Origin of the sequence: Maribacter dokdonensis DSW-8 (genome assembly GCF_001447995.1) — a bacterium.
Classification (GTDB): domain Bacteria; phylum Bacteroidota; class Bacteroidia; order Flavobacteriales; family Flavobacteriaceae; genus Maribacter; species Maribacter dokdonensis.
In genome coordinates, this window is record NZ_LDPE01000002.1 from 621,427 (window position 1) to 647,038 (window position 25,612).

Genomic DNA, 25,612 nt, shown 5'->3' on the forward strand with positions numbered 1-25,612 from the left:
TACTTGACTTTTGCAGCAAGTTAAAAACTAAACAAATACTTGAAAAAATGAGAAAAATGTATTTTGCATTAGCGGCATTTTTAATGACCGTAACTGCTTTTTCACAAGGATCTATTTCTGGTACTGTACTAGATGGCGACACAAACACTCCGTTGCCAGGAGCTACAGTAATGGTTAAAGGTACTACTAACGGAACATCAACTGATTTTGATGGAAACTTTACTATTAATGCAAGTGCCGAGTCTGGAACCTTAGTTGTTTCTTACATTGGTTTTAATTCTAAACAAGTTGCCTTTACTTCAACAGGTAACATTGGTTCAATTGTTTTGGAACCAAATGCTGAAGAGCTGGAGGGTGTTGTTGTAACAGGAATTTTAGATATTGCTAAGGATAGGGAAACTCCTGTGGCTGTTTCAACAATTAGAGCAGCTGAAATACAAGAAAAATTAGGTTCTCAAGAATTACCTGAAATACTTAAGTCTACACCTTCTATTTACGCTACCAAAACAGGTGGTGGTTTTGGTGATGGTAGAGTTAACGTTAGAGGTTTCGATTCTAGAAACACCGCGGTAATGGTTAATGGTATTCCTGTTAACGATATGGAAAATGGTGCTGTTTACTGGAGTAACTGGGCTGGTTTAGGCGATGTTACTACTGCTATGCAAGTGCAAAGAGGTTTAGGATCATCTAAGTTGGCAATTTCTTCTGTTGGTGGTACAATAAACGTTATTACAAAGTCTACCGAGAAAGAAGAAGGTGGTACTGTTACACTTGGTGGTGGTAACGATGGTTATTTAAAAACTAACGTTGCTTACAATACTGGGAAATCGGATAAAGGTTTTGCAGCTTCTATATTACTAGGTAGAACTTCAGGTGATGGTTATATTCAGGGAACTGAATTTGAAGGTTATAATTATTTTATTGGATTAGGTTATGAGCCAAATGATAAACATAATTTCCAGTTTGTTTTAACTGGAGCTCCACAAGTACATAACCAGAGAACATCAAGTTTCTTTAATGTTGCTACTTTGGCAGATCATTTAGAGTACGGTGCTAAATACAACTATAATGGTGGTACTTTGAATGGTGAGGAATTCGGTTGGAGAAGAAACTTCTACCACAAACCTATTACTTCTTTAACGTGGGAATGGAAAGCTTCTGAAAAATCCACATTGTCTACATCTGCCTATGCTTCTTTTGGTCGTGGTGGCGGAACAGGTGATATTGGTGCAGGACCGGGTTTTGGTTATGCTAGTTCTAGTAGATATAGAATTCCTGAAACAGGTCAAGTTGATTATGATTTAATTTCACGCTTTAATGGCGGTGAGGCAGTTACTTTTTATGATGGTAACGATTATCAATTATCACCTAATGCTGATGGCGAATATATCACTACAAGCTTTGGTGATGGTCTTGCAAGAAGAGCTTCTATCAACTCTCACAACTGGTTTGGTGTAATCGCTAATTTGAATACTCAAATTAACGAAAAATGGAGTTATGATGTAGGTTTGGATTTAAGAAGCTACAAAGGTATTCACTACAGAAGAGTGGATAATTTATTAGGAGCTGATGGTTATTTTGATGATGACGACATTAATAACCCTAACCATACTGTACGTCAAAATGGTGTTGTAGATTCTGATTTCTCTTCTATTTTGAATGTATTTAAGAGTATTGATGATGAAGAGAAGATTGATTACTATAATGATGGTCTTGTAAGATGGGCCGGTGCATTTGGTCAAGTTGAATATACTGATGGTGTAGTTTCTGCTTTTGTTCAAGGTGGTATTTCTAATCAAGGATTTAAAAGAATCGATTATTTTACCTATTTAGATTCTGATCCTTTACAAGAAACTGATTGGGAAAATATTTTAGGAGGTAACATTAAAGGTGGTGCTAATTTTAATATTAATGAAGCTAATAACGTATTTTTTAATGGTGGATACTATTCTAAACAACCATTGTTCGATGCAGTTTACATTAATTTTGTAAACGAATTAAACCCAGATTTAACCAATGAGAAAATTTTAGGTCTTGAAATGGGTTATGGTCTTAATCTTGGAGATTTCAGAGCAAAGGTGAATTTATATAGAACATCTTGGAAAGATAGATTTGTTTCTATTGGCATTGAAACTCCAACAGGAGATGAGGGTAATGCTAATATTAATGGTGTTGAACAAGTTCATAAGGGTATTGAGATTGAAGCGGATTACCGTGCGTCAGATGTTGTACAGTTTAGAGGTATGATATCTTTAGGTGATTGGGAGTATGCTGGGAATGCAACTGGTCAAGCTCTTGATGATGATAGAAATGTTATTGACCCAGATGTTACTTTATTTCTAGATGGTGTAAAAGTTGGTGATGCCGCACAATTTACTACAAACTTAGAAATGATTGTAAGACCTATTGAGGATCTTAAGATTAGCGCTAATCTTTACAATGCTTCAAGATTATATGCATTCTTAAATGCAGAAGATTTTGATTCAGCAGATAATCAAGGTTCATTACGTTTACCAAGTTATACACTTTTTGACTTAGGTGCATATTACACTTTTGGTTTAGGAGGAAGCAACAAGCTTAGTATTGCTGCTAACGTAAACAACCTTTTTGATACAGAATATATAGCTGAATCGTTGACAAATACATTTGCAGGACAAGGAGATGATGTATTTAGAGGAATTTCTACTGATAACAAAGTATTCTTTGGATTTGGTAGAACTTTTAACGTAAGTGCTCGTTATAGTTTCTAAGATTATTTCTTACTTAAATATTAAACCCTGACTGTGCAGTCAGGGTTTTTTTTGCTCAAAATTCAGTACATTTAAAACTTAAATTATATACTATGTACGAAACTATTCACATACTTCATTCTTACTTGGCTTATATAGCATTGGCCGTATTAATATTGGCTGTTGTCAATGCAATCTCTGGTCTTGTATCAAAAAGAATATTTGATATGGGTAAAGACTTAAGAGTAAGTCTGTTCGCCTTAATCCTATGTCATATTCAATTATTGGTAGGTTTGATCCTCTATTTTGTTTCACCAAGTGGATTAAGTGCAATACAAGAATTTGGTATGGGTGGTTTAACATCTGCAGCACGTTTGTTAGCTGTAGAGCATCCTTTTATCAATATTTTGGCAATAGTATCAATTACCGTGGGTTGGTCTAGACATAAGAAATTTGTTGAAGGCAATAAGAAATTTAAAAGTATTGCGATTTTCTACGGTATTGGGTTGTTATTCATACTAAGTAGAATTCCTTGGGGACAATGGTTTAATTAAATTTGGACTGTAATACGTTGACGATTAAAGAACCAAAATGTGATTCATTTTGGTTCTTTTTTTATGGATTTACTTTTTTAATAAGGTAGAGATAAACTGGAAAATGGTCACTGTACCCTCCAATATAACTACCACCGGCATAAGTTCGTAATGGATATCCCTTGTACCTTCCTTTAGGGTCCAGTAAGTAAGGCGGAGTAAATATGCCGGTTTTCCAGTATCTGTAACCCTCATTGGGATTATTATTGATTAAACTAGAGGTCATATAAAACTGATCGAACAAATTCCATTTGTCCCTATAAGCCAGCGAGCCCCTTCCTTTTCTATAAAGCTTTTCCATAGGTCCATAAAGGCTTGTGGAATCCAGCTTTTTGGAGTTTTTTTCAACTTTCAGTACTTTTTTAAAACTTGGGTCAATAGGGTCATCGTTAAAATCGCCCATGCTTATAATTTTTGCATGAATATTAAATCTTCTGACGGAATCAATAATTCTTTTGTTCAATTTAGCCGCTTCCAATCTAAAAGGTCTACTTCTGGCTTCGCCACCACTTCTAGAAGGCCAATGGTTTACCATAAAGTAAATTTGCTCATTATCCAGAATACCTTCGATAATTAATTGATCTCTCGTATAATCTCGTTTGCCATCTAATTTAAATAACAATAACCTATGACTATTAAAATTGACCGGAACAAAAGCATCTTTCTTATAAAGTAAAGCTACATCTATTCCACGTTCGTCTGGTGAATCAAAATGTACAATGCCGTAGTTAAAAGCCGATAAGAATTCGTGATGAACTAAATCTTCTAAAACACCTAAATTTTCTACCTCGCAAACTCCAATTATATCTGGCGCCGTCTTGTTTTCTTTTGAACCTATTTCGGATAATACCTTAGCCATGTGTTCTATCTTGTGAGTATAGCGTAGTGGTGTCCACTGATCTTTGCCATCTGGGGTTCTATCGTCATCGTAGACTAAAGAATCATTTTTAGTATCAAATAAATTTTCTAGATTATAAAATGCAATAGTCCTTATTTGATATGTATCTGGCTCTTGGGCAAATGACAATAAGGTTAGAAAAAAGAATATTGACTGAAAAAAGCGCATTGTTGAATGTATTTGGTGTTAAATATCAACGAGTATACGGATTTTTCACGTTAATTATTTCTTAAATAGTATCTTAATGACTTATAAATAAGGCATTAAGCTGTCTAATGGTTAAGCATACATTATTCTTATTACTGTTTTTTATAATTATTGGGCTTAGGGCTCAAAACACTTTTTTGGTTCAAGGTGTGGTAAAAGATAATGAAAGTAAGATGGTGCTCACCAATGTATCTGTGTTTTTGGAAGGGGAAGATACTATGATGGTAACCAATGCATCAGGTAAATTCTCACTGTCATTTTCCAACAAAGGAGAATACATACTGCAAATTTCTTCAGGAGAATATACGATCAAGCGTATTCCGGTTATTTTAGAAGATGAAAATATTGACTTAGGTGATATTTTTTTAATTCGAGATATAACTCTAGAAAAATCGATTAACCTAATAACAATTACAGATGACGAACTTTTAGATGAAGAAGTGAATTCTAATGCACTTGCACTTCTGCAATCCACAAAAGATGTTTTTCTTAATAGGGCGGCGTTTGATTTTGGTCAGGCGTTTTTTAGGGTAAGGGGTTATGATTCTCAATATGGAGAGGTTTACCTTAATTCTCTGCCAATGAATAAATTGTATGATGGTAGACCTCAATGGAATAATTGGGGCGGGCTAAACGACGTAATTAGAAATCAACAATACTCTAATGGATTAACAGCTTCAGAGGTCACCTTTGGTGGAATATTGGGAAATACCAATATAGACTTAAGGCCTTCAAAATTAAGGGCGGGCACTCGTTTGTCATCTTCTATTTCAAATAGAACCTATAGTGGTAGACTTATGGCTACCTATAATTCTGGAGTAGAGAAAGAGAAATTCGCATTTATAATATCCGGTTCAAGAAGATGGGCAAAGCAAGGGTATATTAATGGTACTCTATATGATTCTTATTCCCTTTATGGAACAATGGAATATTTTTTAAACGATAAAAATTCATTTTCCGCTACGGCAATTGTTGCATCTAATAGAAGGGGGCGCTCTTCTGCAATAACGGAGGAAGTATTTAAATTAAAAGGAAATAAATATAATCCATATTGGGGATATCAAGATGGTAAAATTAGAAATTCAAGAGACCGCCATATAAGGGAACCGTTGTTCTTATTAAATTATCATCACGAATCTGAAAAATTCCGTTTAAATGCTGGATTAGCATATCAAACTGGGCAGTATACAAGAAGCCGTTTAGGGTACTTTAATGCTCCTAATCCAGATCCTACATACTATCGGTATTTGCCTAGTTTTTATTTGAATTCACCCATAGGAGCTAATTTTGAAAGTGCAATAGAGGCTAAAAATGGATTTTTAAGTCAGCCACAATTAGATTGGGAAAAGCTGTATGTAGCAAATACTAGTATAGGTCAGAACGGTGAGGCCGCATATGTTCTTTATGATGATGTAACCAAAGATGATCAATTAACAGCTAGAATGACTTCGAATTTGGAGTTGAACGCTCATTTTAAATTAGATATGGGCTTGACATACAGATCGCTCAATTCAAGAAATTATGCTCAAATTTTTGATTTGCTTGGAGCGGAATATCATAACGATATAGACGTATTCTCTGAGACTAAAAACGATTTGTTTTCAGCATTAAATAAGAATAATGGAGATATTTTCAACTACAACTATAATGTAAAGGGAAATGAAATAGATGGGTTTATACAGTTAAATACTGAATTCAAAAGTTTGAGGTCGTTTATCTCTGGCAGGTATACTATTGTTGACTATCAACGAGAAGGTCTGTTTAAAAATGAACGCTTTATTAATAACTCTTTAGGTAACAGTGATAAAATCAGATTTTCCAACTGGGCGTTTAAAAGTGGTGCGTCTTATAGTATAACCGGTAGGCACTGGGTAGCGGCAAATGCAGCATATATAAATAAGGCACCTGTACTTCAAAATGTCTTTATAAACCCTAGGGAAAGTAATGAATCGGTTCCTAATATTCAAAATGAAAAAATCACAAGTATAGATGCTAACTACTTTCTACGTTTACCAAAACTAACTGGCAGGTTAACTGGTTTTTATACCCGTTTTCAAAATACTACAGATGTTAATTTTTTCTTTGTTGATTCTGGCTTGGGATCAGATTTTGTGCAAGAGGTATTGACAGATTTGGATAAATTACATTTAGGTGTAGAATTAGGTCTAGAGTATCAATTATCAAGTGCGGTTAAACTATCATTGGTAGGATCTGTCGCTAAGCATTTGTATGCTAGTGACCCATTTGTAACTATTAATTTCGATACGGCCGGGGCAAGGGAAGACCTTATAGATATATCTGGTACAAAGTTCCTGGGGCAGTCAAAAATAAAAGGATTTAAATTGGCTCAAGGTCCACAAAAAGCAATGGCTGCAGGTATTGAGTATAGAGATCCAAAATATTGGTGGGTGGCTATGACCGCTAATTATTTAGCTAACAATTATGCAAATATTTCTACGATTACCAGAACACAAAGTTTTCTAATAGACCCAGAAACACAGGTTAGGTTTCCTGATGCAACAGACGAGAATGTGCAACAGCTATTAAAACAAAAATCATTAGATGATTTTTATTTGTTGAACTTGGTAGGTGGCAAGTCATGGTTAAAAAATGGAAAATATGTAAGTGTTTTTGCCAGTGTGAACAATGTTTTTGACACCAGTTTTAGAACTGGTGGTTATGAACAAAGTAGAAATGGAAATTTTGGTCAGTTAAAGCAAGATAATTTAAGTGGTAGTCCGTCTTTTGCGCCAAAATATTGGTACGGATTCGGTAGAACTTATTTTTTAAATTTTGCTTTTAGTTTTTAATAAAGGGTTATAGATGATTATTAAACACCGATTTTTTATAATAATAAGTTGCAGTTGTTTGCTGGTAATTATGTCTTGTGTAAAAGATAGAAATTTTGAAATACTTGATACTCATTGTTTGGATACGCAAATTGAAACTATTGAAATAAGCGATCTAATAAGTCTTTATGCCGGGGAAACTGTTCAAATTCATGAAGATTTGGCAATATATGGCTATGTAGTTTCTTCAGATAAAAAAGGTAATTTCTTTAATGTAATACATTTTCAAGATAAACCTGCCGAGCCTACAGATGGGTTGCAAATTGAATTAGAATTAAGGGATTCACATTTGTTCTTTGATGTAGGGCAAAAAATAGTCATCAAATTAAAAAACCTGTATCTAGGTGAATCTAATGGTGTTTACAAAGTAGGTGGTGTATTTACTTCTTTTGGGAATAGAAGTGTAGGTAGATTACCTAAAAATCAAGTTTTTGAACACGTTCTAACTACATGTGATAATAATTTTGGTATTCAGCCTTTAAAAACAACGATACAAGATCTAAATATGACGATGATCAATACATTAATTATGATTGATGATGTTGAATTTGAAGAAAATGAATTAGGGAAGCCATTTGCTATTGAAGAAGAGGAAACCATAAGAACCCTAATTGATTGCAATGATAATGAATTGTCTTTGAACAATAGTGGTTATGCAGATTTTCAACCTGAAATACTTTCGGATAGAATGGGGTCGGTAACTGGGGTTTTAACTTATAATGACAATGAGTTTCAGCTTATAATTAGAGATTTAAATGATGTAAAATTCGACAAAGACCGTTGTGAAGATTTTGTTGATGAATTTACTTCAGAATTTTTACTCATATCGGAAATTGCCGATCCTGATAATAATTCTGGAGCCCGTTTTATTGAACTCTATAATTCCTCTAGTGAAAGTTTATCATTAAAAGGTTGGACTTTACAACGGTACACGAACAATAGTTTGGAGGTTAGCTCAACAACAGACTTGTCAGGTTTAACTATAGAAGGCAACAATTTTCTGGTTATCTCGCCAAACGCAGACGAGTTTGAAAACGTTTACGGTTTTGCTCCGGATCTTGCGGGAGGTACCAACTCTTCTGCAGATTCAAATGGTGATGATAATATGGTACTTGTGGATCCATTTGGAAGTATAATAGATATATTTGGTATTATAGGTGAAGATGGTAGTAATACCAATCATGAATTTGAAGACGGTAGAGCCCTAAGAAAAGAAGAAGTTATAATGGGTAATACGGTTTTTAATGCAAATGAATGGATAATTTATAATGACACTGGTTTAAATGGCACAATAAATGAAACTCAAAATGCTCCAATGAATTTTACACCTGGTGCAAGATAAATTTAAACGTTATCATTAGAGGCTATGATTTTTTTAATAGCGTCTTCTGTTAAGGGCTTAACTAGGTAATCTTTTACTAATTTATATTTCTTGGCCTTTTCCATAAAACTTGGGCTAATAAAAGAGCTGGTAATATATATTTTGATATGGCCGATTTTATCCATTGGTAGTGCCTCAAATTCCTCTAAAAACGACCAGCCGTCTCTATTTGGCATGTTTAAATCTAAAAAAATAACATCGGGCAAAGTTATATTTTCCACTAATAAGCCCACCAAACCATCAATAGCTTCTTGACCTTCTGAGTAGTATAAGATATTATCACAGAAATCATAGTGCTTTAAAGTGGTCTTTGTGCTTACGGAGAAAAACTCGTCGTCATCAATAATACAACAACTTGAAAATACGCTCATTTAAAATGGTTCAATAAAAAATCTAATATTAGATTTAAGGTTTTAAATATAAATAATTGTTAATGACTAAGTTATGTAAATAACTGGGTGAATTTTCTTTGGAGAAATTAAAGTTCACCCAAATTATTAACAATTAAATTTAAATAAATTAGTACAAATTAGCTTTCCACTGTTGCACCTAAAATTTTAGAAAGATCATCTGGCGTAATTGGTTTTAATATGTAAGTATCTACTTGTTCGTAGTCTTTTACTCTTTCAAGGTCTCTAGGGTCTACTGATGAACTAATGATGTAAATTAAGATTTTCTTTGATCTTTTACTTTTACAGAGTTTAAACTCATCTAAAAATTCCCATCCATTCAAAACAGGCATATTTAAATCTAAAAAGATTACATCTGGCAAAGGTTCGTCTGCCAAACATGTTTTCTTTAAACCGTCAATAGCGTCTTGACCATTGGAGTAGACTATAACGTTTTCTGCGAAATCTACTTCTTTTATGATTCTTTTAGTGCCGTATACAAATATAGGATCATCATCTATAATACAGCATAACTCAACTTTTTTCATAATATCTTAATTATCCTTGGTTCAGTTCAATGAACATGGTTGTACCTTTGTCTACAACACTTTCAATATTTATAGTACCGTTCATAGATTCAATTTGGTTTTTGGTAATAAAAAGTCCTATGCCTTTTGCATCTCTGTGCTTATGGAAAGTTTTATACATACCAAAAATTTTATCTCCATGTCTATTAAGGTCTATACCTTGACCATTATCTATAAAGGTGATTAATATTTTTTCGTTTTTAACTTGTGATTTAATTTTTATAGAAGGTTTTCGGTTGGGAGAGCTATATTTTAGGGCGTTCGTAAGAACATTTAAAAAAATACTTTCTAGATAAGCGGGTACAGCGTTTACAAAGTGCGTTTTTGAAACATCAATATTTAATGTTGTATCCTGTTCTTCCAATAAACCATTAATACTAGTGATAATATGGTTAATGGTATTAAGAACGCTAATACTTTGTAGTTTTTCCAAAGCACCGGTTTTAACCTGTACCACATCATTTAAATGTGTTATGGTTTCAGACAAACTTTTAGAAGCACTGGTGATCATTCTGTTAAGGTTTAACCTTTCTTCCTCATCTTTTTCTTCATTTAAAAATCTTGTCAACATCGTCATATTAGTAGAATGAGAACGTAAATTGTGAGACACAATGTGTGCAAAATTCATTAAGCTTTCATTTTGGCTTTTAGTTACTTCTACTAATGTATTTAGTTTTTTCTCACTCTCGATTCTATTTGAAATGTCCAATACTTGAGAGATGAAATAGGAAATATCCCCATTTATTTTTCTAACTGGGGTTACCGTTAAAATGGCGTAAATAATATTGCCATTCTTGTGCATATATCTTTTTTCCAGTTGGTAACTATCCCTTCTTCCTTTGACTACATCATTTAGAAGAGAAAGGTCGTTATTAAGATCATCTGGGTGAGTTATATCTTGAAAAGTTAATTTTAAAAAATCTTCAGGAGAATATCCTAAACTATTGCAAAGACTGTTGTTTACCTTGATCCAACCTCCATCTGGAGCTACTAATGCCATACCAATTGATGAATGTTCAAAAGTCTCTGAAAATGACTTTGCGCTTCTGGCAAGTTTAAATTCGGCACTTCTGAGCTCTGATATATCCCAATTTGCACCTGTCATCTTAATGGGTTTCCCGTTGATGTCTTTAATGGTCTTGGATAAACCTTTAATGTGTCTTACAGTTCCATTTTTAAATGTAATTCTAAATTCTTCATCAAAATCTTTAATGCCATCTACAGCCTTTTGGGTGGCCGTTAATATCCTTTCTTTATCATCTGGGTGAATAGTATTGGACCAAGCTTCAAATACGCCAGAAAATTCATTTTCGTTAACATCAAAAATGCGGTACATCTCTTTGTCCCAACTTAATTTATTATTTATTAAATCATAATCCCATAAACCAATTTGGGCAGTTTCCGTTGTTATTTTAAGTCTTTCCGTTATTTCTTCATGTGCCAACTGCATTTTTTTGCGCTCATCAATATCTTGAAATGTACCTACAAGTTTTACGGCCTTTCCATTTAGCATTTCCACTTCACCTTTTGCGCAGACCCAAACTTCTTTGCCTGTAGCTGTTATAATAATCAGCTCTGTGTCAAAGGGTGTGCCTTCAGCTATAGCGGTGCTGACTAAATTGGTGATATTCTCTCTATGAATTCCTTTTTTGTAAAAGTTGATACCGTCTTCAAGGTTAGGTTCAAAATCTTCGCTTACTTCATGTATATCTTTAGTTGTTTTGGTCCAATAAACCATACTGCTCTTAAGATCAAGTTCCCAACAACCAATACGGGCAACGTCTTCTGCCTTATGCAATAATTCTATTTCTTTCTTGTAGATGGTTATATCATCTAGAAAAATAACTACACAGTCAATCTTGCTTACATCATTCTTAATGGGTAGAATTTTCCATTTTAACCATTTAATTTCACCGTTGGGTAAAACAAATCTCTCTTCTTCGTTGATATTTTCTTCCCCCTTTAAAGCGTTTTTAAGAGCTGCTTTAAAAGATTCGGGAGTTTCTAGGGTGACTTCAAAAATATGTTTATTGGTCAAATTGGATTCATGTAAACTAAAATCACTTAGCCATTGGTTAGAATAGCTAATATAGTTTAACTTAGTATCCACGATAGCAATTGCATTGGGGGACTCTTTTACAAGAAAGTCAACGGCTAATGTTTTCAAAAGATGTTAATTTAGATTTAAAGGTACATATTTCCATTAAAGTAGGAAAAAATAGTTGTTCAGTAAGAAATTACATCAAATTTTGATGAACTATTGTTTTAATGAATTGAAAAAAATTAAAAGTTATGAACGAGTTTTTTTTTAAGGCCATAAGGGAAGGAAGTATTAATGAGGTGAGGTCAATGTTGGATAAAAACCCGGTACTAGTAAATAGTAAAGATGCAAGAGGTTCTACGCCTTTAATATTGGCTACTTATTATGATGAAATGGAGATAGCTAAGTTGCTATTGGAAAAGGGAGCGAAAATAGATGCTGTAGATGCTTCTGGTAATACGGCATTAATGGGTGTTTGTTTTAAAGGTTTTACTGATATTGCAAAATTATTAATTGAGAAGAAAGCAGAATTGAATGGACGCAATGCAATGGGCGCAACATGTCTTATTTACGCTGCACAATTTAATAGGTTAGAGATTGCAAAACTGTTAATAGCCAATGGAGCAGATAAAACAATTAAGGACAATAGAGGTAATACTGCATTAGATCATGCTAAAACACAAGGATTGACCGCCTTTGTTGATATGCTGGAATAATTTATGGAGGATAAAAAAGATAGTTTGAAAATCGCATTGGTTCAATCATTGCTACATTGGGAAAACCCTGCTGCAAATAGACAAATGTTCAGTGATAAATTTGAACAAATTACCGAGCAAGTAGATCTTATAGTCCTCCCAGAAATGTTTTCAACGGGCTTTACCATGTCTCCAAGTAATATTAGAAAAGAAGAAGGTTCAATAACAGTGCGTTGGATGCAAGAAATGGCATCAATTAAAAATTGTGCCATTGTAGGAAGTATTGTTTTTGAGGAAGATAGCAGCTATTACAACAGGCTTTTCTTTGTAAAACCAGAGGGTAATTTTGAGTCTTATGACAAAAGACACACGTTTACATTGGCTGGTGAAAATGAAAAATATTCAGCGGGTACCGAAAGGTTGATTGTTGAGTACAAGGGTTTTTCCATTTGTCCATTAATATGTTATGATCTTCGTTTTCCTGTTTGGAGCAGAAATACCCAAAACTTTGATATGCTATTGTATACGGCAAATTGGCCGGGTAAACGAATTGCAGCTTGGGATGCGCTGTTAAAAGCAAGAGCAATAGAGAATATGGTGTATTGTATAGGGGTTAACCGTATTGGTACTGATAGTTTGGGGCACCAATACCCTGGTCACTCTAGTATTTATGATCCATTAGGTGAACTTCAGGCTTTTACTAAAGAAGAGGAAATCAAAATAGTAAAAGTTGAAAAATCCAAAGTTGATAGAATCAAGAATAAGCTAAGGTTTTTAGATGATAGAGATGGGTTTAGTCTATTAAATTAAAAGTCTCAATTTTCTCCCAATTCGCCCTTAGCTCAATTAATGCAGGGTAATAACTAATTTTTTCTGGCTGTATTTTTTTCAATAGATTTCCCGTATCCCATTTGCCATTACCGTTTAAATCGAAAATAACACGGGCTTGATATTTGCCAGGGTTTAAGTTGTCAAAAGTATAAACTTGTGGTTCTGTAGCATAAATCTCTCGCTGTAATTCGCCCTTTTCATTGGTAAGCTGCACAATTATGGGGTAAACAATTGAATTGCCGTTTAAATTAAGGGTTAGATTACCATAATCGGCAAGACTCTTTGTTTTAAATGAAAATGCGACAGAGTCATTTGTGGTTTCAAAGAAATCTGTAACTGCCCCGGGTATCAATTCCATTCTATAGTTTTGATCTGGATCAATTTTAAAATCAAAGTTCAACAAATTTCTTAATGAGTCCAGTTTTACATTAACGGCAATTTCAATGGAGTCTTTATCCATTAATTTTATTTTGGTACTATCAAAACGTATTAATGGCGTATTACTTAAAAGGCTAATAGGTTTGTCAAATTCTATATTACCATTCTGGCTCATGGAAATTTTCAAAGAATCGAATACTACTTTTCTACTCTTTACTTTAAAAGTGTCTCTAACCTTTAATTTTTCATTTGTTAAAGTAAAAATTAGGGAGTCCATCTCGTAAGGAGTAAACCAAAAATTTAAGGTGTCTTTATCCCTTTCTTTGGTTATTATGGTCTTAACGGTATCTGGTATTTCCGTTAAAGTGTTAATGCTAATATCAGAGCCTTCACCATAATACCCGAAACTAATTTTATTACTTGCTTCCATTGTAGGTACTGCAACACTATAATCAGGTATTTCCTTAAATAACGTTAGTAAATAAATAGAATCTGTAGGTAAATTGATCGTATCCTTTACAAACGCTATTTTATCTGTTTTTTGATCAAATAGATTGTTGTTGGCAGCATCTTTTACTCCAAATAAGGCATACTTTCCTTCCTTTAAATTATTGAGCTTAAAAATAATAGCGCTATCAAGTGTATTGGTAATGTAGTTTGGAGGTCTCTTATAAATGGTAGAGTCAGTATAACTAGTGTCAATCTTGTATAGCATTACGCTAATAAAGTCATCAGGTTTTTTGTTGAAAGCGTCTTTTACTACTCCTTTAAGCTCTAATGAATCAATGTAGTCACCAGTTGAGAAAACATAGGTAAAAAAAGATTTAGGGTTTTCTTCGTTATTGTCCACAATACCTTGACCAAAATTTAACGTATAGGTGGTATTTGGGGCAAGGGTATCTTTTATGGTAATTTCTACATATTTATTCGCATTACCTATAGGGGAGAGTACCGGTGAGTTTTTTAACGGAGGCGATATAATAAGTTGTTTTTGAATATCTTTCAACTTCACCAATTCATTAAAATAAAGTCTAATTTTTTGACCCTTGAAATTGGTGGTCATGTTAGGCGGTTCTGCCCTAGTAAGTTCAGGGGCTGTAATATCTTTTGGTCCTCCGGTAGGGTTTCCGCGTTGCGCACATTGGTAGGACACCAATATGATGATGAAAACAAATATGAAACCTAAAATTTTTCTGCTCATTAGTGTATTTATCGACCGCAAAGAAACAACATATTTTATAGAAAACTAGTTCTAATGAACAACTGCCATACTTGTGACATAAATGTTTATACCTTCTATATCTTTAAACGTATTGGCACAAATTTCCATGGTTGCGCCCGTTGTAATTACATCGTCAACCAATAATATATTTTTATTGATTAAAAGCTCATGATTTTTTATCTCGTATAAAGATCTGTTGTCATACCATCTGCTTAATCTGTTTTTCTTTGTCTGTGTTTTAGTATTTGCCGTTTTTATCAGCATGTCGTCAGTATAATCAGCGCCAATATGAGTAGCAATTTGTTTGGCAAAAAGTGCTACTTGATTATAACCCCGTTTTTTTAATTTTTTACGGTGCAACGGTACCGGAATTACATAATCTATTTGTAATAAATCTCCTTGTTCTTTTAAGATTAGGCCATGCCAATCACCTAAAAATCTGCCAATACCCTCTTGGTTTTTGTATTTCAATAGATGTATTAGGTTTTTAACAATTCCAATTTCGGTAAAGAATAAGAATGAATTTGCTTTTTTTATGTTAATTCGTCCATAAAAAATACGGTCAACGGCATTTTCTTCGTTAAAAGTATACTCGGTAAGCGGTAATTGATGTCGGCAAGATGTACAGAGAAGAACCTCTCCTCTATATAATCGTGCATTACATCCAAAACATGATATGGGTAAGAGTATGTTGGTAACATCCTTTAGTATATTTGAAATTCTGTTTTGCATCAAACCTTACAGATTACTTAACCTACAGCCCACTTTTTAAATGGACACTCAAGATAACAAATTCAATTATAAAATAATGCTTGCTGCATTTGCTGCCGTAATTATAGCATTGTTAATTGCATTCTACTATAGTTACGCCCAGTCTAACGCCCAAATAGACTTTTTAGAGCAGGAAAAAGCAATTTTGGTAAGAGATCTTACCATAATGAAAGCAGATGTGGATCGTTTGTCCGCAAAGAGCGAAATGAATGAAATAGAGTTGCAAGACTCTAAATTCAAGGTTCAAGAACTTTTGGATTCTGTGGGAAGATTAAATTTTACGGTGCAAAGATTAAGAGAATTCAAAACAGAGCTACGTAGACTAGAATCTAAGAATGATAGTTTAATTTTAAAGAACAATTTTCTTCGTTACAATAACATGTTGCTTACAGATAAATATGATGAGTCTCGCAAGCAAATTGAAAACTTAAGGGCGAACAGTAATTCATTGGCAGAGGCAGAAGCTTTGCAGAGAAGAAAGATATTGGAGCTGAATCAAAAACTAAAAACCAAAAGTTACCTAAAAATGGCAAATGCTGAAGGTAGTGGTTTTAGATTGATAAGAGGTACAAGGCCAACCAAAACAAACAAGGCTTCAATCATAGAAAAATTAAGAGGTTGTGTTACTGTATTGGCAGATGAAAGCGAAGCTGGGAATGAAAAAATTATCTACTTACAATTTTTAGATCCTAATAAACAGATCATAGAAGACAATGCCAATACAATTACAGTAAACGGTAATGTATATAGCAAGAGGGTAGAGTTTGTTTTTCAAGGTATAGACCAGGCGTTATGTGAATCTATAACCATACCCGAAGGCTCTTTAATGGAGGGTAATTATACATTAAATGTCTTCGAGGATGAACGATTGATCACTTCTTCAGAATTTCAATTGAAATAACTATTTTTTTTTTAGGTAATATTCTATTTTTACAGAATGGCAAAGCAAGAAGATGATTTTAAGCGTGTAATATCTCACGCAAAGGAATATGGTTATGTATTCCAATCTAGTGAAATTTATGATGGTTTAAGCGCTGTTTATGATTATGGTCAAAACGGTGTAGAGCTTAAGAAAAATATACGTGACTATTGGTGGAAAGCCATGGTACAGCTCAATGACAATATAGTTGGGCTAGATGCTGCGATTTTTATGCATCCGTTAACTTGGAAAGCATCTGGACATATAGATGCTTTTAATGATCCATTGATAGATAATAAAGATTCTAAAAAGAGATATAGAGCAGATGTTTTAGTTGAGGATTATGTAGCTAAAATTGATGCTAAAATTGAAAAAGAAGTCAAAAAAGCAGAAAAACGCTTTGGAGAGTCTTTCAATAAAGAAAAATTCTTGGAAACTAATCAACGCGTTGTTGATTATCAAGAGCAAGGAAAAACAATTCTAAGTAGATTGGGTAGGTCTTTGCAGTCCGAAGATTTAGCCGATGTTAAAGCTCTTATTGAAGAATTGGATATTGCTTGTCCAATGTCAGGGTCAAAGAACTGGACAGATGTAAAGCAATTCAATTTAATGTTCGGTACAAAGTTAGGAGCCAATGCAGAAAGTGCTATGGACCTATTTCTTAGACCGGAAACTGCCCAAGGTATCTTTGTTAATTTCTTGAATGTTCAAAAATCGGGTCGTATGAAATTGCCTTTTGGTATTGCTCAGACCGGTAAAGCGTTTAGAAATGAAATAGTCGCAAGACAATTCATTTTTAGAATGCGTGAATTTGAACAGATGGAAATGCAATTTTTCATTCAGCCAGGCACTCAGAAAGAATGGTATGAAACCTGGAAAGAAAAAAGAATGAAATGGCATTTATCTCTTGGTATGGGGCAAGATAATTACCGTTTTCATGATCATGAGAAATTGGCTCATTATGCGGATGCAGCTTCAGATATAGAGTTCCGTTTTCCTTTCGGATTTAAAGAGCTTGAGGGTATACACTCTAGAACAGATTTTGATTTAGGCAGTCATGAGAAATTCTCAGGCAAGAAATTGCAGTATTTTGATCATGAGGTTAATAAAAATTACGTTCCTTATGTGTTAGAAACTTCTATTGGTCTTGACAGAATGTTCTTGGCTGTATTTTCAAATTCATTACAGGAAGAAGAATTAGAAAATAATACTACTAGAACTGTTCTTAAATTACCTGCTGTTTTGGCACCTGTTAAAGCTGCAATTTTACCATTGGTCAAAAAAGATGGTTTGCCAGAAGTAGCACAAAAAATTGTAGATGACCTTAAATGGGACTTTAATGTAACCTATGATGAAAAAGACGCGGTAGGTAGACGTTATAGAAGACAAGATGCAAATGGTACTCCATTTTGTATAACAGTAGATCATCAAACTTTAGAGGATCAAACGGTTACCATTAGGCATAGAGATTCTATGGAACAAGAGCGTGTTGCCATATCTTCATTGAACGGTATTATTCATGATGCTGTAGACATGAAAACCTGGTTAAAAAAGATGGAATAGTCTATAAGGTGTAGTTTAATTTTAAGCCACCATAGTAATTGATATTGTTCCCAGGGTAGAAATACCTTGGGGCATTTCCTCCAAATCCACTAGCATTTATCAATACTGATTGTGCGTATTTAGTATCGGTTAAATTATTGATGCCAAAATCTAAACCTATTCTCAGTTGTTCTGATATTTGATTTTTGTATCCTAGTTTTAAGTTCAATAAGTTAAAAGAATCGCTATACAAGGTATTTGCGTCCGTCAACGGAATTTCATCTACATATTGATGCGTAATATTAAAGAATAGTCCATTACCAAAATTGGTTTGTATCCCTGAATTGATTTTGTTTTTTGGTACACCTGTTAAAGCATTATCTGAATAATCTTCATTTGCTTCTTCATCTATAAAGTCTAAGAATTTATGATTGCTGTAAGTGTAGCTGATAAATGGCGATATGGTTATTTTATTGATGACATTAAATCTGTAACTCCAGTCAAGATCAATTCCTTGATGTTTGGTTTTCCCGGCATTTCTACCAATATATTGATTGTCGCCAACACGTTTGGCTACTAATAAATTGTTTATCGGCATTATATAAAAGGCAATTTCAAATCTATTCCTGTCATCTTCACTCTTGTGCTCTATGCCTAATTCATAGTTTGTGCCGGTTTCTTGTACGATGTCCGGATTGATTATTCCATCAGGTGTTAACGTTTCTTCTAAACTAGGATTGGAAAATCCGCGACTAATGTTACCATATAATTGGTAGGTAGGTGTAAATGCGTAGTTAACATCTATACTTGGTAGCAACAAGGCTTTAAAGTTTCTATTTGCGCTGGTATTTAGCTCCCCTGTATTGAACAAGTCCCTAAAATCATATTGGGTTTTGTTGATATTCAGCCCTAACTGTGTGGTAAGTTTGGGTGTAATTGAATAAGAGGCAGTTGCGAAAATGTTTATTTGGTTTCTGAATTCTTTATTTTTTGACTGTTGATCTCCTTGAAGGCTTCCATTGCCTTCATTTTCCTGATATAGATTTTCAAAAGTTTGCCAATTGTATTCGTCTTTGTAAAGCTCACCACCTAAAGTGTAAAAGAGAGCGTTTTCAGATATGTCCAAGTTCCCAGAAAATAATGTCCTAACACCATAACCGTTGGTGAATTCGTCTAAAATATTGAAAGGAGCAGGTTCGTAATGATCCAAGTAAGTGTAAAATAAACTGGTTGTATTCTTAAGGTTAGGGCTAGCGTAGTAAGTGTGCGATAACCCTATAAGACTATAATTGTTGTCTTCATAACCTTGTGATGCTTTCCATGTAAATGCAGCTTGGGTAGGGTCTTCATTAAAATCTTCTTGACTTATAGAGCTTGCTATTTGGGCAGAATAATCTATATGGTTAACTAATAATCCTAGTTCACTCTTTTTAGAAAGTTTAAAGATGGTGTTTAATAAATATCCGTCACGTTCAAATCTGTTATTTTCACGATATCCTTCAACTTCCATATGTCCGTATTGAAATGTCATATAGAAATTATCTTCTGCATGGGTAAATCCTAAGCTGTTTTTAAAAAGTCCGTAAGAACCAATAGTTGTATTGTTTGTAAACTTTGTAGGTTGGTCGCTTAATTGTTTTGTGTTCAATATTATTGCGCCACCGAGGTTGGTTCCAAATCCCGTTCCTTTAGGTCCTTTAATTACTTCAACAGAGGTCAGGTTTTCTAAATCAAAAGCTTCTATTGTGGAAGAACCCGTACCATTTGTAATCGGGATATTGTTGTAGTATAACCTTAATTTATCTGTGCCGTATAAGGTTCTGGATCCAACTCCCCTTATGGTGATTCTATTGGTGTTTAAAGCACCTGAGAGGGCATATAGACCGGACACTTGATTTAAAGAACTTATAAAGTCAACAGGGCTGTAATTGGAAAATGTAGTTTCCCCTATAATTTGAGATGGCACAATGCCAATAGCATTTTTAGCTGTTAGGGTGTCAATTACAATAACTTCGTTTAAACGGGTAATACTATCATTTTCTGTTGTTAGCTGTGCTAAAAGAACTGAGAAGGTTGTAAGAATAAATAGAAGGCTAAAAAGAGTTTTTTTCATAAAAAGATTAAAACTCAAAAGTACCCATTAAAACCTAAAACCTAAAGATAATCCTGCTCTAAACATAAAGTCATCTTGGAAATCTTCTGGGTTAATATTTCTGCCCAAACCTCCGTTTAATTCAATGGTAAATTTTTGACTTCTGGTAGCCCATTTATAACCACCACCCAGACCAAGTGCAATGGTAGAATAGTCATAATTTCTTGTGCCTATATTTTGAGTGTCTACATCGTCATCTCCAGTGTAATATAAACCAAAGACCTCTGCAAAGAGGCCACTTTTTGGTTCAAAACCAAAATAAGCTCTTAAGTTGGGTCCTATACCAAAGTTACCATTGTAATCAGTTGATTTTCCATCAAAATATATTGTTCCTCCTATACTGGTATCTTCATTAATATAATATTCATAGCCAAGTTCAACCGTAGTGGTAATTAAAAACTGACCAATATTCAGTTTAACCTCATGGCTATTATCGTCATTATAATATGCTTGTGCAAAAGAAGATGTTGTTGCAAATATTAGAAGGGTTGTAAAAATGAACTTGTTCATGAATAGATGATTATAATATAAAACAGACTTGTAAGGATACTTTTAAAATGTGAAATTATGATTTTAAAAGAAAGTATACACCTTTAATCTACAACTCTTTTTTATTTTTAGGTCAAAATTTAGATACATGAAAATCATATCCTACAATGTAAATGGTATTAGGGCGGCAATAAGAAAAGGTTTTTTGGATTGGTTGGTTGCAGTTTCGCCAGATGTTGTTTGTCTGCAGGAAATAAAGGCAAATGAAGAGCAGTTGGATCTTTCATTGTTTGAAAAAGCGGGATATAAATATAATTATTGGTATAGTGCACAAAAAAAAGGATATAGCGGAGTGGCAATTCTTTCAAAAACAAAACCAGATGCTGTAGTATTTGGTACCGGTATAGAGTATATGGATTTTGAGGGTAGAAATATTAGAGCGGATTTTGGTGAAGTATCAATTATGAGCATGTATTTACCTTCTGGTACCAACATTGAAAGATTGGAGCACAAGTTGATGTATATGGCAGATTTTAGACAATATGTTGATGGACTTAAAAAAACCAATCCTAATCTTATTGTGTTGGGAGATTATAATATATGTCATGAAGCTAGGGATATTCATAACCCTGTAGGACTTAAAAATGTTTCTGGTTTTTTACCAGTTGAGAGAGAATGGATAGGGGATTTTATAGACAGTGGTTTTGTAGATAGTTTCAGGGAGTTTAATTCTGAGCCAGATAATTATACATGGTGGAGTTATAGGGCAAATGCCAGAAACAACAATAAAGGTTGGCGTTTAGACTATGCCATGGTGGCTTCTACATTGAAAGAAAGGTTGTTGAGGTCCGTTATATTATCAGAAGCCAAACATAGTGATCACTGTCCAATTTTAATTGAGTTAGATAGTTGATCATATAGATGCGTTCACCCTTAATATATTTAGTAGTTTTGTAATTCTCGAAAGCAATTAAAAGAGTTGGATGATCTATACCAAATTACCGCACACTGAAATTGAAGTAAGTAAAATTTGTTTAGGTACAATGACCTGGGGAAACCAGAATACCGAAGAAGAAGGTCATGAGCAAATAAATTATGCACTGGATAAGGGAATTAATTTTTTGGATACTGCAGAGTTGTATCCCGTACCTGCACATAAAGATAGATATGCCGATACCGAGAGGGTCATAGGTAATTGGTTCAAAAAAAATGGTAACAGAGAAGATATTGTACTTGCGTCTAAAATTGCCGGAAAAGCAGAAATGACAAAGTTCATTCGTACTACAGGATTTACCAGAGAGGCCATAATTGAAGCTGTTGAAGGTAGTTTAACTAGATTGCAAACAGATTATATTGACCTATATCAATTACATTGGCCAGATAGAAATACCAATTACTTTGGACAAAGGGGGTACAAACATGATATTTCTGACCATTGGGAAGATAATATTCATCAGGTTTTGGAGACCATGCGCGATTTAATTCGTGAGGGGAAAATTAAGCACGTAGGTTTGTCAAATGAAACGCCATGGGGAACCATGCGTTTTTTAGAAGAAAGTAAGGTACATGTTACTTTGCCAAGAACTATAACGGTACAAAACCCTTATAGTTTACTGAACAGATTGTTTGAAGTGGGAATGTCGGAAATAGCCATGAGAGAGCAAGTTGGGCTATTGGCGTATTCGCCAATGGGTTTCGGTGCTCTGAGTGGTAAATATTTGGGTGATAGAATGCCGGAAGGGTCAAGATTAAGCCTGTTTCCCCAGTACAATAGATATATTGGAGATACGGCTGTTGAGGCTACCAAAAAGTATTATGAACTTGCTCAGGCCAACGGTTTAACTTTAGCGCAAATGGCATTGGCCTTTGTGAATACAAGACCATTTGTTACCAGTACAATTATAGGTGCAACAAATTTAAGGCAGCTAGAAGAAAATATTGGCAGTATAGACGTTACTCTTTCTGATGATGTTCTTAAAGAAATAGAAGCCATACACGGTTCAATTCCAAATCCGGCTCCATAATATGAACAATATAATATTCTTTAAAATCGGCTTTGGACAAATAGTAGTTATTGTTGCCGTTGTGATAATTATAATGGTCTTGGCTAGAATAATGAGAGATAAACGTTAACCAAATAAATTACCGGCAACTTCTTCAATTTTAGAAGCCAATAGAATTCTTATTTTGGTTGATTTAAGGCCTATTTTATTATTTTTTGAAATAATAATTGTTTCATAGCCTAGTTTTTCTGCTTCAAGAATTCGTTGTTCAACTCTTTGTACAGGTCTAATTTCACCTGCAAGCCCAATTTCTGCAGCAAAACAAATGCCTTTGTCAATAGGTATGTCTTCATTGCTCGACAAAATTGCGGCGATAACTGCCAAATCAATAGCAGGGTCGTCTACGGATATGCCACCGGTAATATTCAAGAAAACATCTTTTGCACCTAGTTTGAAGCCAGCACGTTTTTCTAAAACGGCCAAGAGCATGTTTAGTCTTTTAACATTATAGCCCGTAGTTGAACGTTGAGGTGTTCCATAAACCGCGGTACTTACCAAAGCTTGAATTTCTATAAGCAGTGGCCGCATGCCTTCAACGGTAGCTGCAATGGCAGTACCACTTAAACCATCATCATTTTTGGATATTAATACCTCTGACGGATTGTTGACTTCTCTTAGGCCACTACCTTGCATTTCGTAAATACCAAGTTCCGCTGTGGATCCAAATCTATTTTTTAGTGACCTTAGAATTCTGTAAACATAATTACGGTCACCTTCAAATTGAAGAACGGTATCAACCATATGCTCTAAAATCTTTGGTCCGGCAATAGAACCGTCTTTTGTAATATGCCCAATTAAAATGACAGGTGTATTGGTCTCTTTGGCAAATTTTATAAGTTCCGCAGTGCATTCCCTAATTTGAGAAATACTTCCGGCAGCAGATTCAATATAATCGGAGTGCAGCGTTTGTATAGAATCAATGACTACAATATCTGGTTCTGTAGCTTCAATTTGCTTAAATATATTTTGAGTTTTGGTTTCTGTAAGTATAAAACAGGTTTCACTGTTCGGGTGAATTCTGTCAGCACGCATTTTAATTTGTTTTTGGCTTTCTTCGCCTGAAACATATAACGTTTTATACGGTAGTTTTAAGGCAATTTGAAGCAGTAGTGTGCTCTTTCCTACACCAGGTTCCCCACCTAAGAGCACCAATGCTCCAGGTACTAATCCGCCACCAAGAACTCTATTGAATTCAAGATCAAAAGTATTTAAACGAACTTCTTTTTCAATACTAATTTCATTGACCAAAAGAGGTTTTGAAACTCTTTTTGAGCTTTGTGAAGGGGTTTTCCAACTAGATTTTTCTTCTTTTTGTACAACCTCTTCAACAACAGTGTTCCATTGTTTGCAAGCAGAACATTGCCCTACCCATTTTGCATATTGGGTGCCGCAATTTTGACAAAAAAAGGCAGTTTTTGTTTTGGCCATCTTTAGTATTTAAAAAGTGGCTAAAGGTAGCAAGAAGTTTGAGATGAGTAAATTCTTAAATCAAATTTAGAATCAATTTTTACTCGACCTTTCTTTTTTAAAAGCGCTAAAAGCTAGAAAAAATGATGCCCATGCCATGAAAAGGGCAATTCCGTTATACGCCAGATTAAATTCTCCTTTTAATCCAAAGTAAGTAAAGAGCACTCCGGAGAACACGAAGTACATTGCGTCAATTTTAATCATAATTAAGTAGGTTAGGCTAATTTGGGACTAGCCGTTTATTAATTCTGTTTAAAAACCAAAATCGGCTTTCAGTGCATCCATTTTCTCAAGGGCCATTTCTTTAGTTAAAAAATCTATTTCTTCCATTTGAAAAGATTTCTCAAATGTTCTTAATGCTTTCTTGGGTTCGCCCAGTTGTTCATAATACTCAGCCTCAAAATAAAAACCTAGCATAGTCTCTGGGTATTCTTTTTTACAAAGATCAGATAATGGTTTTAACGATTCAAAATCTTCTTTTTTTCTAGAAGCGGCATAAATTGCCATGATGTCATTTAATTCTACAGGTTTGCTAAAACCAAACATATCAACTATACCTTGGTATTTGTTTTCAAGATAATTGTAAACAGGCTCTTCACTGGTAAGAATTTGTGTTTTATATTCTTTTGGACTTATGGGTTTGAACATGCCAAAAATATTGTCAAATGCTTTCCCTATACCGTAGGTAGCTACAGAAATATGATCTGCGTTGGTATATTCATCAAAGAAATAATGTAGAGACTCTTTATCAATGGCTTTTATATCATTGTTCATGCCCAAAATTCTTTGCCTGTCATTACTCTCTTCCCCTTCAACGATCAATTGGTAAAAAATCTGATTGTCAAAAGTACCTAATCTCATAGGTAGCCTGCTTTCCATTTCTGGTGCTAGTGTTGGAGAAATACTAACATAACCGTCAAAAATAGAATTATCTTTAAATAACCAATAATTCATAAAATTTGCGGTGATATCATATCCTACTATCATTTTAAAGGGAGCGGTACTATAGTTAAGGTCTAGATAGGGTATTAGCTCCATGCCTATGAATTCGTAGAAGCTTTTGCCTTTTTCGGATGGTAGTCCGTTTTCGGGGTCAAAAGCACAATCTTCATATCTTAGATCGTTTTTGCTTTGGTCAATACCTACAACAATACTTTGCGGCATACCATGAAATCTACTGTAAAATTTGGATGTTGCTACAACTTGTTCAAAAAGGTACTCGCCATCAAGTACAATGATTATAGGGTATTTTTTGGTTTCATCTAAATTTTCTGGAAAGTAGTAATGTACATCTCTTCGCTCTTGCAGTTTAAAAGATTCAAAAATTTCTTGGGTCACTTGTGCATAAGAGGTGTAACCAAATAATAGTGCGAAAAAAAAGTATAGATAACGCATAAGGGGTAATTGAT

Annotated in this window: 21 protein-coding genes; 10 read left to right on the forward strand and 11 right to left on the reverse strand. The window is 34.2% G+C overall.

Features of this window, described 5'->3' with window-relative positions; genetic code table 11:
- Positions 1-47: 47 nt before the first annotated feature.
- Both I600_RS12285 and I600_RS12290 read left to right on the forward strand, forming a co-directional pair.
- Positions 48-2,750 carry a TonB-dependent receptor gene (locus I600_RS12285; protein ID WP_058104824.1) on the forward strand — a complete coding sequence of 901 codons (2,703 nt, stop codon included), beginning with the start codon at positions 48-50 and terminating at the stop codon, positions 2,748-2,750.
- Between the two features lie 92 nt (positions 2,751-2,842).
- The gene (locus I600_RS12290; protein ID WP_058104825.1) at positions 2,843-3,283 is read left to right on the forward strand and encodes a hypothetical protein; all 441 of its coding nucleotides are present in this window, start codon (positions 2,843-2,845) and stop codon (positions 3,281-3,283) included.
- Between the two features lie 61 nt (positions 3,284-3,344).
- Here I600_RS12290 and I600_RS12295 read toward each other — a convergent pair whose 3' ends face one another.
- Entirely contained in the window at positions 3,345-4,388 is a 1,044-nt protein-coding gene (locus tag I600_RS12295; RefSeq protein ID WP_058104826.1) for an endonuclease/exonuclease/phosphatase family protein, read from the reverse strand.
- A 107-nt stretch (positions 4,389-4,495) separates the two neighbouring features.
- Between I600_RS12295 and I600_RS12300 the strand changes: the two genes are divergently transcribed.
- Together I600_RS12300 and I600_RS12305 are read left to right on the forward strand one after the other, a co-directional pair.
- Entirely contained in the window at positions 4,496-7,237 is a 2,742-nt protein-coding gene (locus I600_RS12300) for a TonB-dependent receptor (RefSeq protein ID WP_058104827.1), read from the forward strand.
- Between the two features lie 118 nt (positions 7,238-7,355).
- The gene (locus tag I600_RS12305; protein ID WP_245188883.1) at positions 7,356-8,618 is read left to right on the forward strand and encodes a DUF5689 domain-containing protein; all 1,263 of its coding nucleotides are present in this window, start codon (positions 7,356-7,358) and stop codon (positions 8,616-8,618) included.
- 2 nt (positions 8,619-8,620) lie between these two features.
- On the opposite strand, the gene I600_RS12310 is transcribed toward I600_RS12305, so the two are convergent.
- The 3 genes from I600_RS12310 to I600_RS12320 form a co-directional block, all read right to left on the reverse strand.
- The gene (locus I600_RS12310) at positions 8,621-9,028 is read right to left on the reverse strand and encodes a response regulator (protein ID WP_058104829.1); all 408 of its coding nucleotides are present in this window, start codon (positions 9,026-9,028) and stop codon (positions 8,621-8,623) included.
- 158 nt (positions 9,029-9,186) lie between these two features.
- Positions 9,187-9,594, reverse strand: a complete 408-nt coding sequence (locus tag I600_RS12315; RefSeq protein ID WP_058104830.1) for a response regulator — start codon at positions 9,592-9,594, stop codon at positions 9,187-9,189.
- Positions 9,595-9,604: 10 nt separating this feature from the next.
- Positions 9,605-11,800 carry a PAS domain-containing sensor histidine kinase gene (locus I600_RS12320; protein ID WP_058104831.1) on the reverse strand — a complete coding sequence of 732 codons (2,196 nt, stop codon included), beginning with the start codon at positions 11,798-11,800 and terminating at the stop codon, positions 9,605-9,607.
- A 125-nt stretch (positions 11,801-11,925) separates the two neighbouring features.
- On the opposite strand from I600_RS12320, the gene I600_RS12325 reads away from it, so the two are divergent.
- Both I600_RS12325 and I600_RS12330 read left to right on the forward strand, forming a co-directional pair.
- Positions 11,926-12,390, forward strand: coding sequence for an ankyrin repeat domain-containing protein (locus tag I600_RS12325; RefSeq protein WP_058104832.1), 465 nt, complete (start codon positions 11,926-11,928; stop codon positions 12,388-12,390).
- Positions 12,391-12,393: 3 nt separating this feature from the next.
- A complete protein-coding gene (locus I600_RS12330; protein ID WP_058104833.1) occupies positions 12,394-13,179 on the forward strand; it encodes an amidohydrolase in 786 nt (261 codons plus the stop codon).
- Here the strand turns inward: I600_RS12330 and I600_RS12335 are convergent.
- Together I600_RS12335 and I600_RS12340 are read right to left on the reverse strand one after the other, a co-directional pair.
- On the reverse strand, positions 13,163-14,779 hold the full coding sequence (locus I600_RS12335) for an Ig-like domain-containing protein (RefSeq protein WP_058104834.1): 1,617 nt from the start codon (positions 14,777-14,779) through the stop codon (positions 13,163-13,165). The two genes, I600_RS12330 and I600_RS12335, sit on opposite strands and share 17 nt — an antisense overlap.
- Before the next feature lie 51 nt (positions 14,780-14,830).
- A complete protein-coding gene (locus I600_RS12340) occupies positions 14,831-15,532 on the reverse strand; it encodes a ComF family protein (protein ID WP_058105130.1) in 702 nt (233 codons plus the stop codon).
- 40 nt (positions 15,533-15,572) lie between these two features.
- Between I600_RS12340 and I600_RS12345 the strand changes: the two genes are divergently transcribed.
- Together I600_RS12345 and I600_RS12350 are read left to right on the forward strand one after the other, a co-directional pair.
- Positions 15,573-16,472 (forward strand): coiled-coil domain-containing protein, encoded by a 900-nt coding sequence (locus tag I600_RS12345; protein ID WP_058104835.1) that lies wholly within the window; start codon positions 15,573-15,575, stop codon positions 16,470-16,472.
- 36 nt (positions 16,473-16,508) lie between these two features.
- Positions 16,509-18,053: a glycine--tRNA ligase gene (locus I600_RS12350; protein ID WP_058104836.1), complete on the forward strand. Its 1,545-nt coding sequence runs from the start codon at positions 16,509-16,511 to the stop codon at positions 18,051-18,053.
- Position 18,054: 1 nt separating this feature from the next.
- Here the strand turns inward: I600_RS12350 and I600_RS12355 are convergent, their stop codons facing one another.
- A complete protein-coding gene (locus tag I600_RS12355) occupies positions 18,055-20,145 on the reverse strand; it encodes a TonB-dependent receptor family protein (protein WP_058104837.1) in 2,091 nt (696 codons plus the stop codon).
- 27 nt (positions 20,146-20,172) lie between these two features.
- Positions 20,173-20,694: a DUF3575 domain-containing protein gene (locus tag I600_RS12360; protein WP_058104838.1), complete on the reverse strand. Its 522-nt coding sequence runs from the start codon at positions 20,692-20,694 to the stop codon at positions 20,173-20,175.
- Positions 20,695-20,821: 127 nt separating this feature from the next.
- On the opposite strand from I600_RS12360, the gene I600_RS12365 reads away from it, so the two are divergent.
- Positions 20,822-21,586 (forward strand): exodeoxyribonuclease III, encoded by a 765-nt coding sequence (locus tag I600_RS12365; protein ID WP_058104839.1) that lies wholly within the window; start codon positions 20,822-20,824, stop codon positions 21,584-21,586.
- A gap of 70 nt (positions 21,587-21,656) precedes the next feature.
- The gene (locus I600_RS12370; protein ID WP_058104840.1) at positions 21,657-22,697 is read left to right on the forward strand and encodes an aldo/keto reductase; all 1,041 of its coding nucleotides are present in this window, start codon (positions 21,657-21,659) and stop codon (positions 22,695-22,697) included.
- A gap of 105 nt (positions 22,698-22,802) precedes the next feature.
- On the opposite strand, the gene radA is transcribed toward I600_RS12370, so the two are convergent.
- From radA to I600_RS12380, 3 genes are all read right to left on the reverse strand, one after another.
- On the reverse strand, positions 22,803-24,164 hold the full coding sequence (gene radA / locus I600_RS12375; protein ID WP_058104841.1) for a DNA repair protein RadA: 1,362 nt from the start codon (positions 24,162-24,164) through the stop codon (positions 22,803-22,805).
- 72 nt (positions 24,165-24,236) lie between these two features.
- A complete protein-coding gene (locus tag I600_RS19215) occupies positions 24,237-24,407 on the reverse strand; it encodes a hypothetical protein (RefSeq protein WP_157490896.1) in 171 nt (56 codons plus the stop codon).
- A 48-nt stretch (positions 24,408-24,455) separates the two neighbouring features.
- Entirely contained in the window at positions 24,456-25,598 is a 1,143-nt protein-coding gene (locus I600_RS12380) for an alpha/beta hydrolase (RefSeq protein WP_058104842.1), read from the reverse strand.
- Between the last annotated feature and the right edge of the window lie 14 nt (positions 25,599-25,612).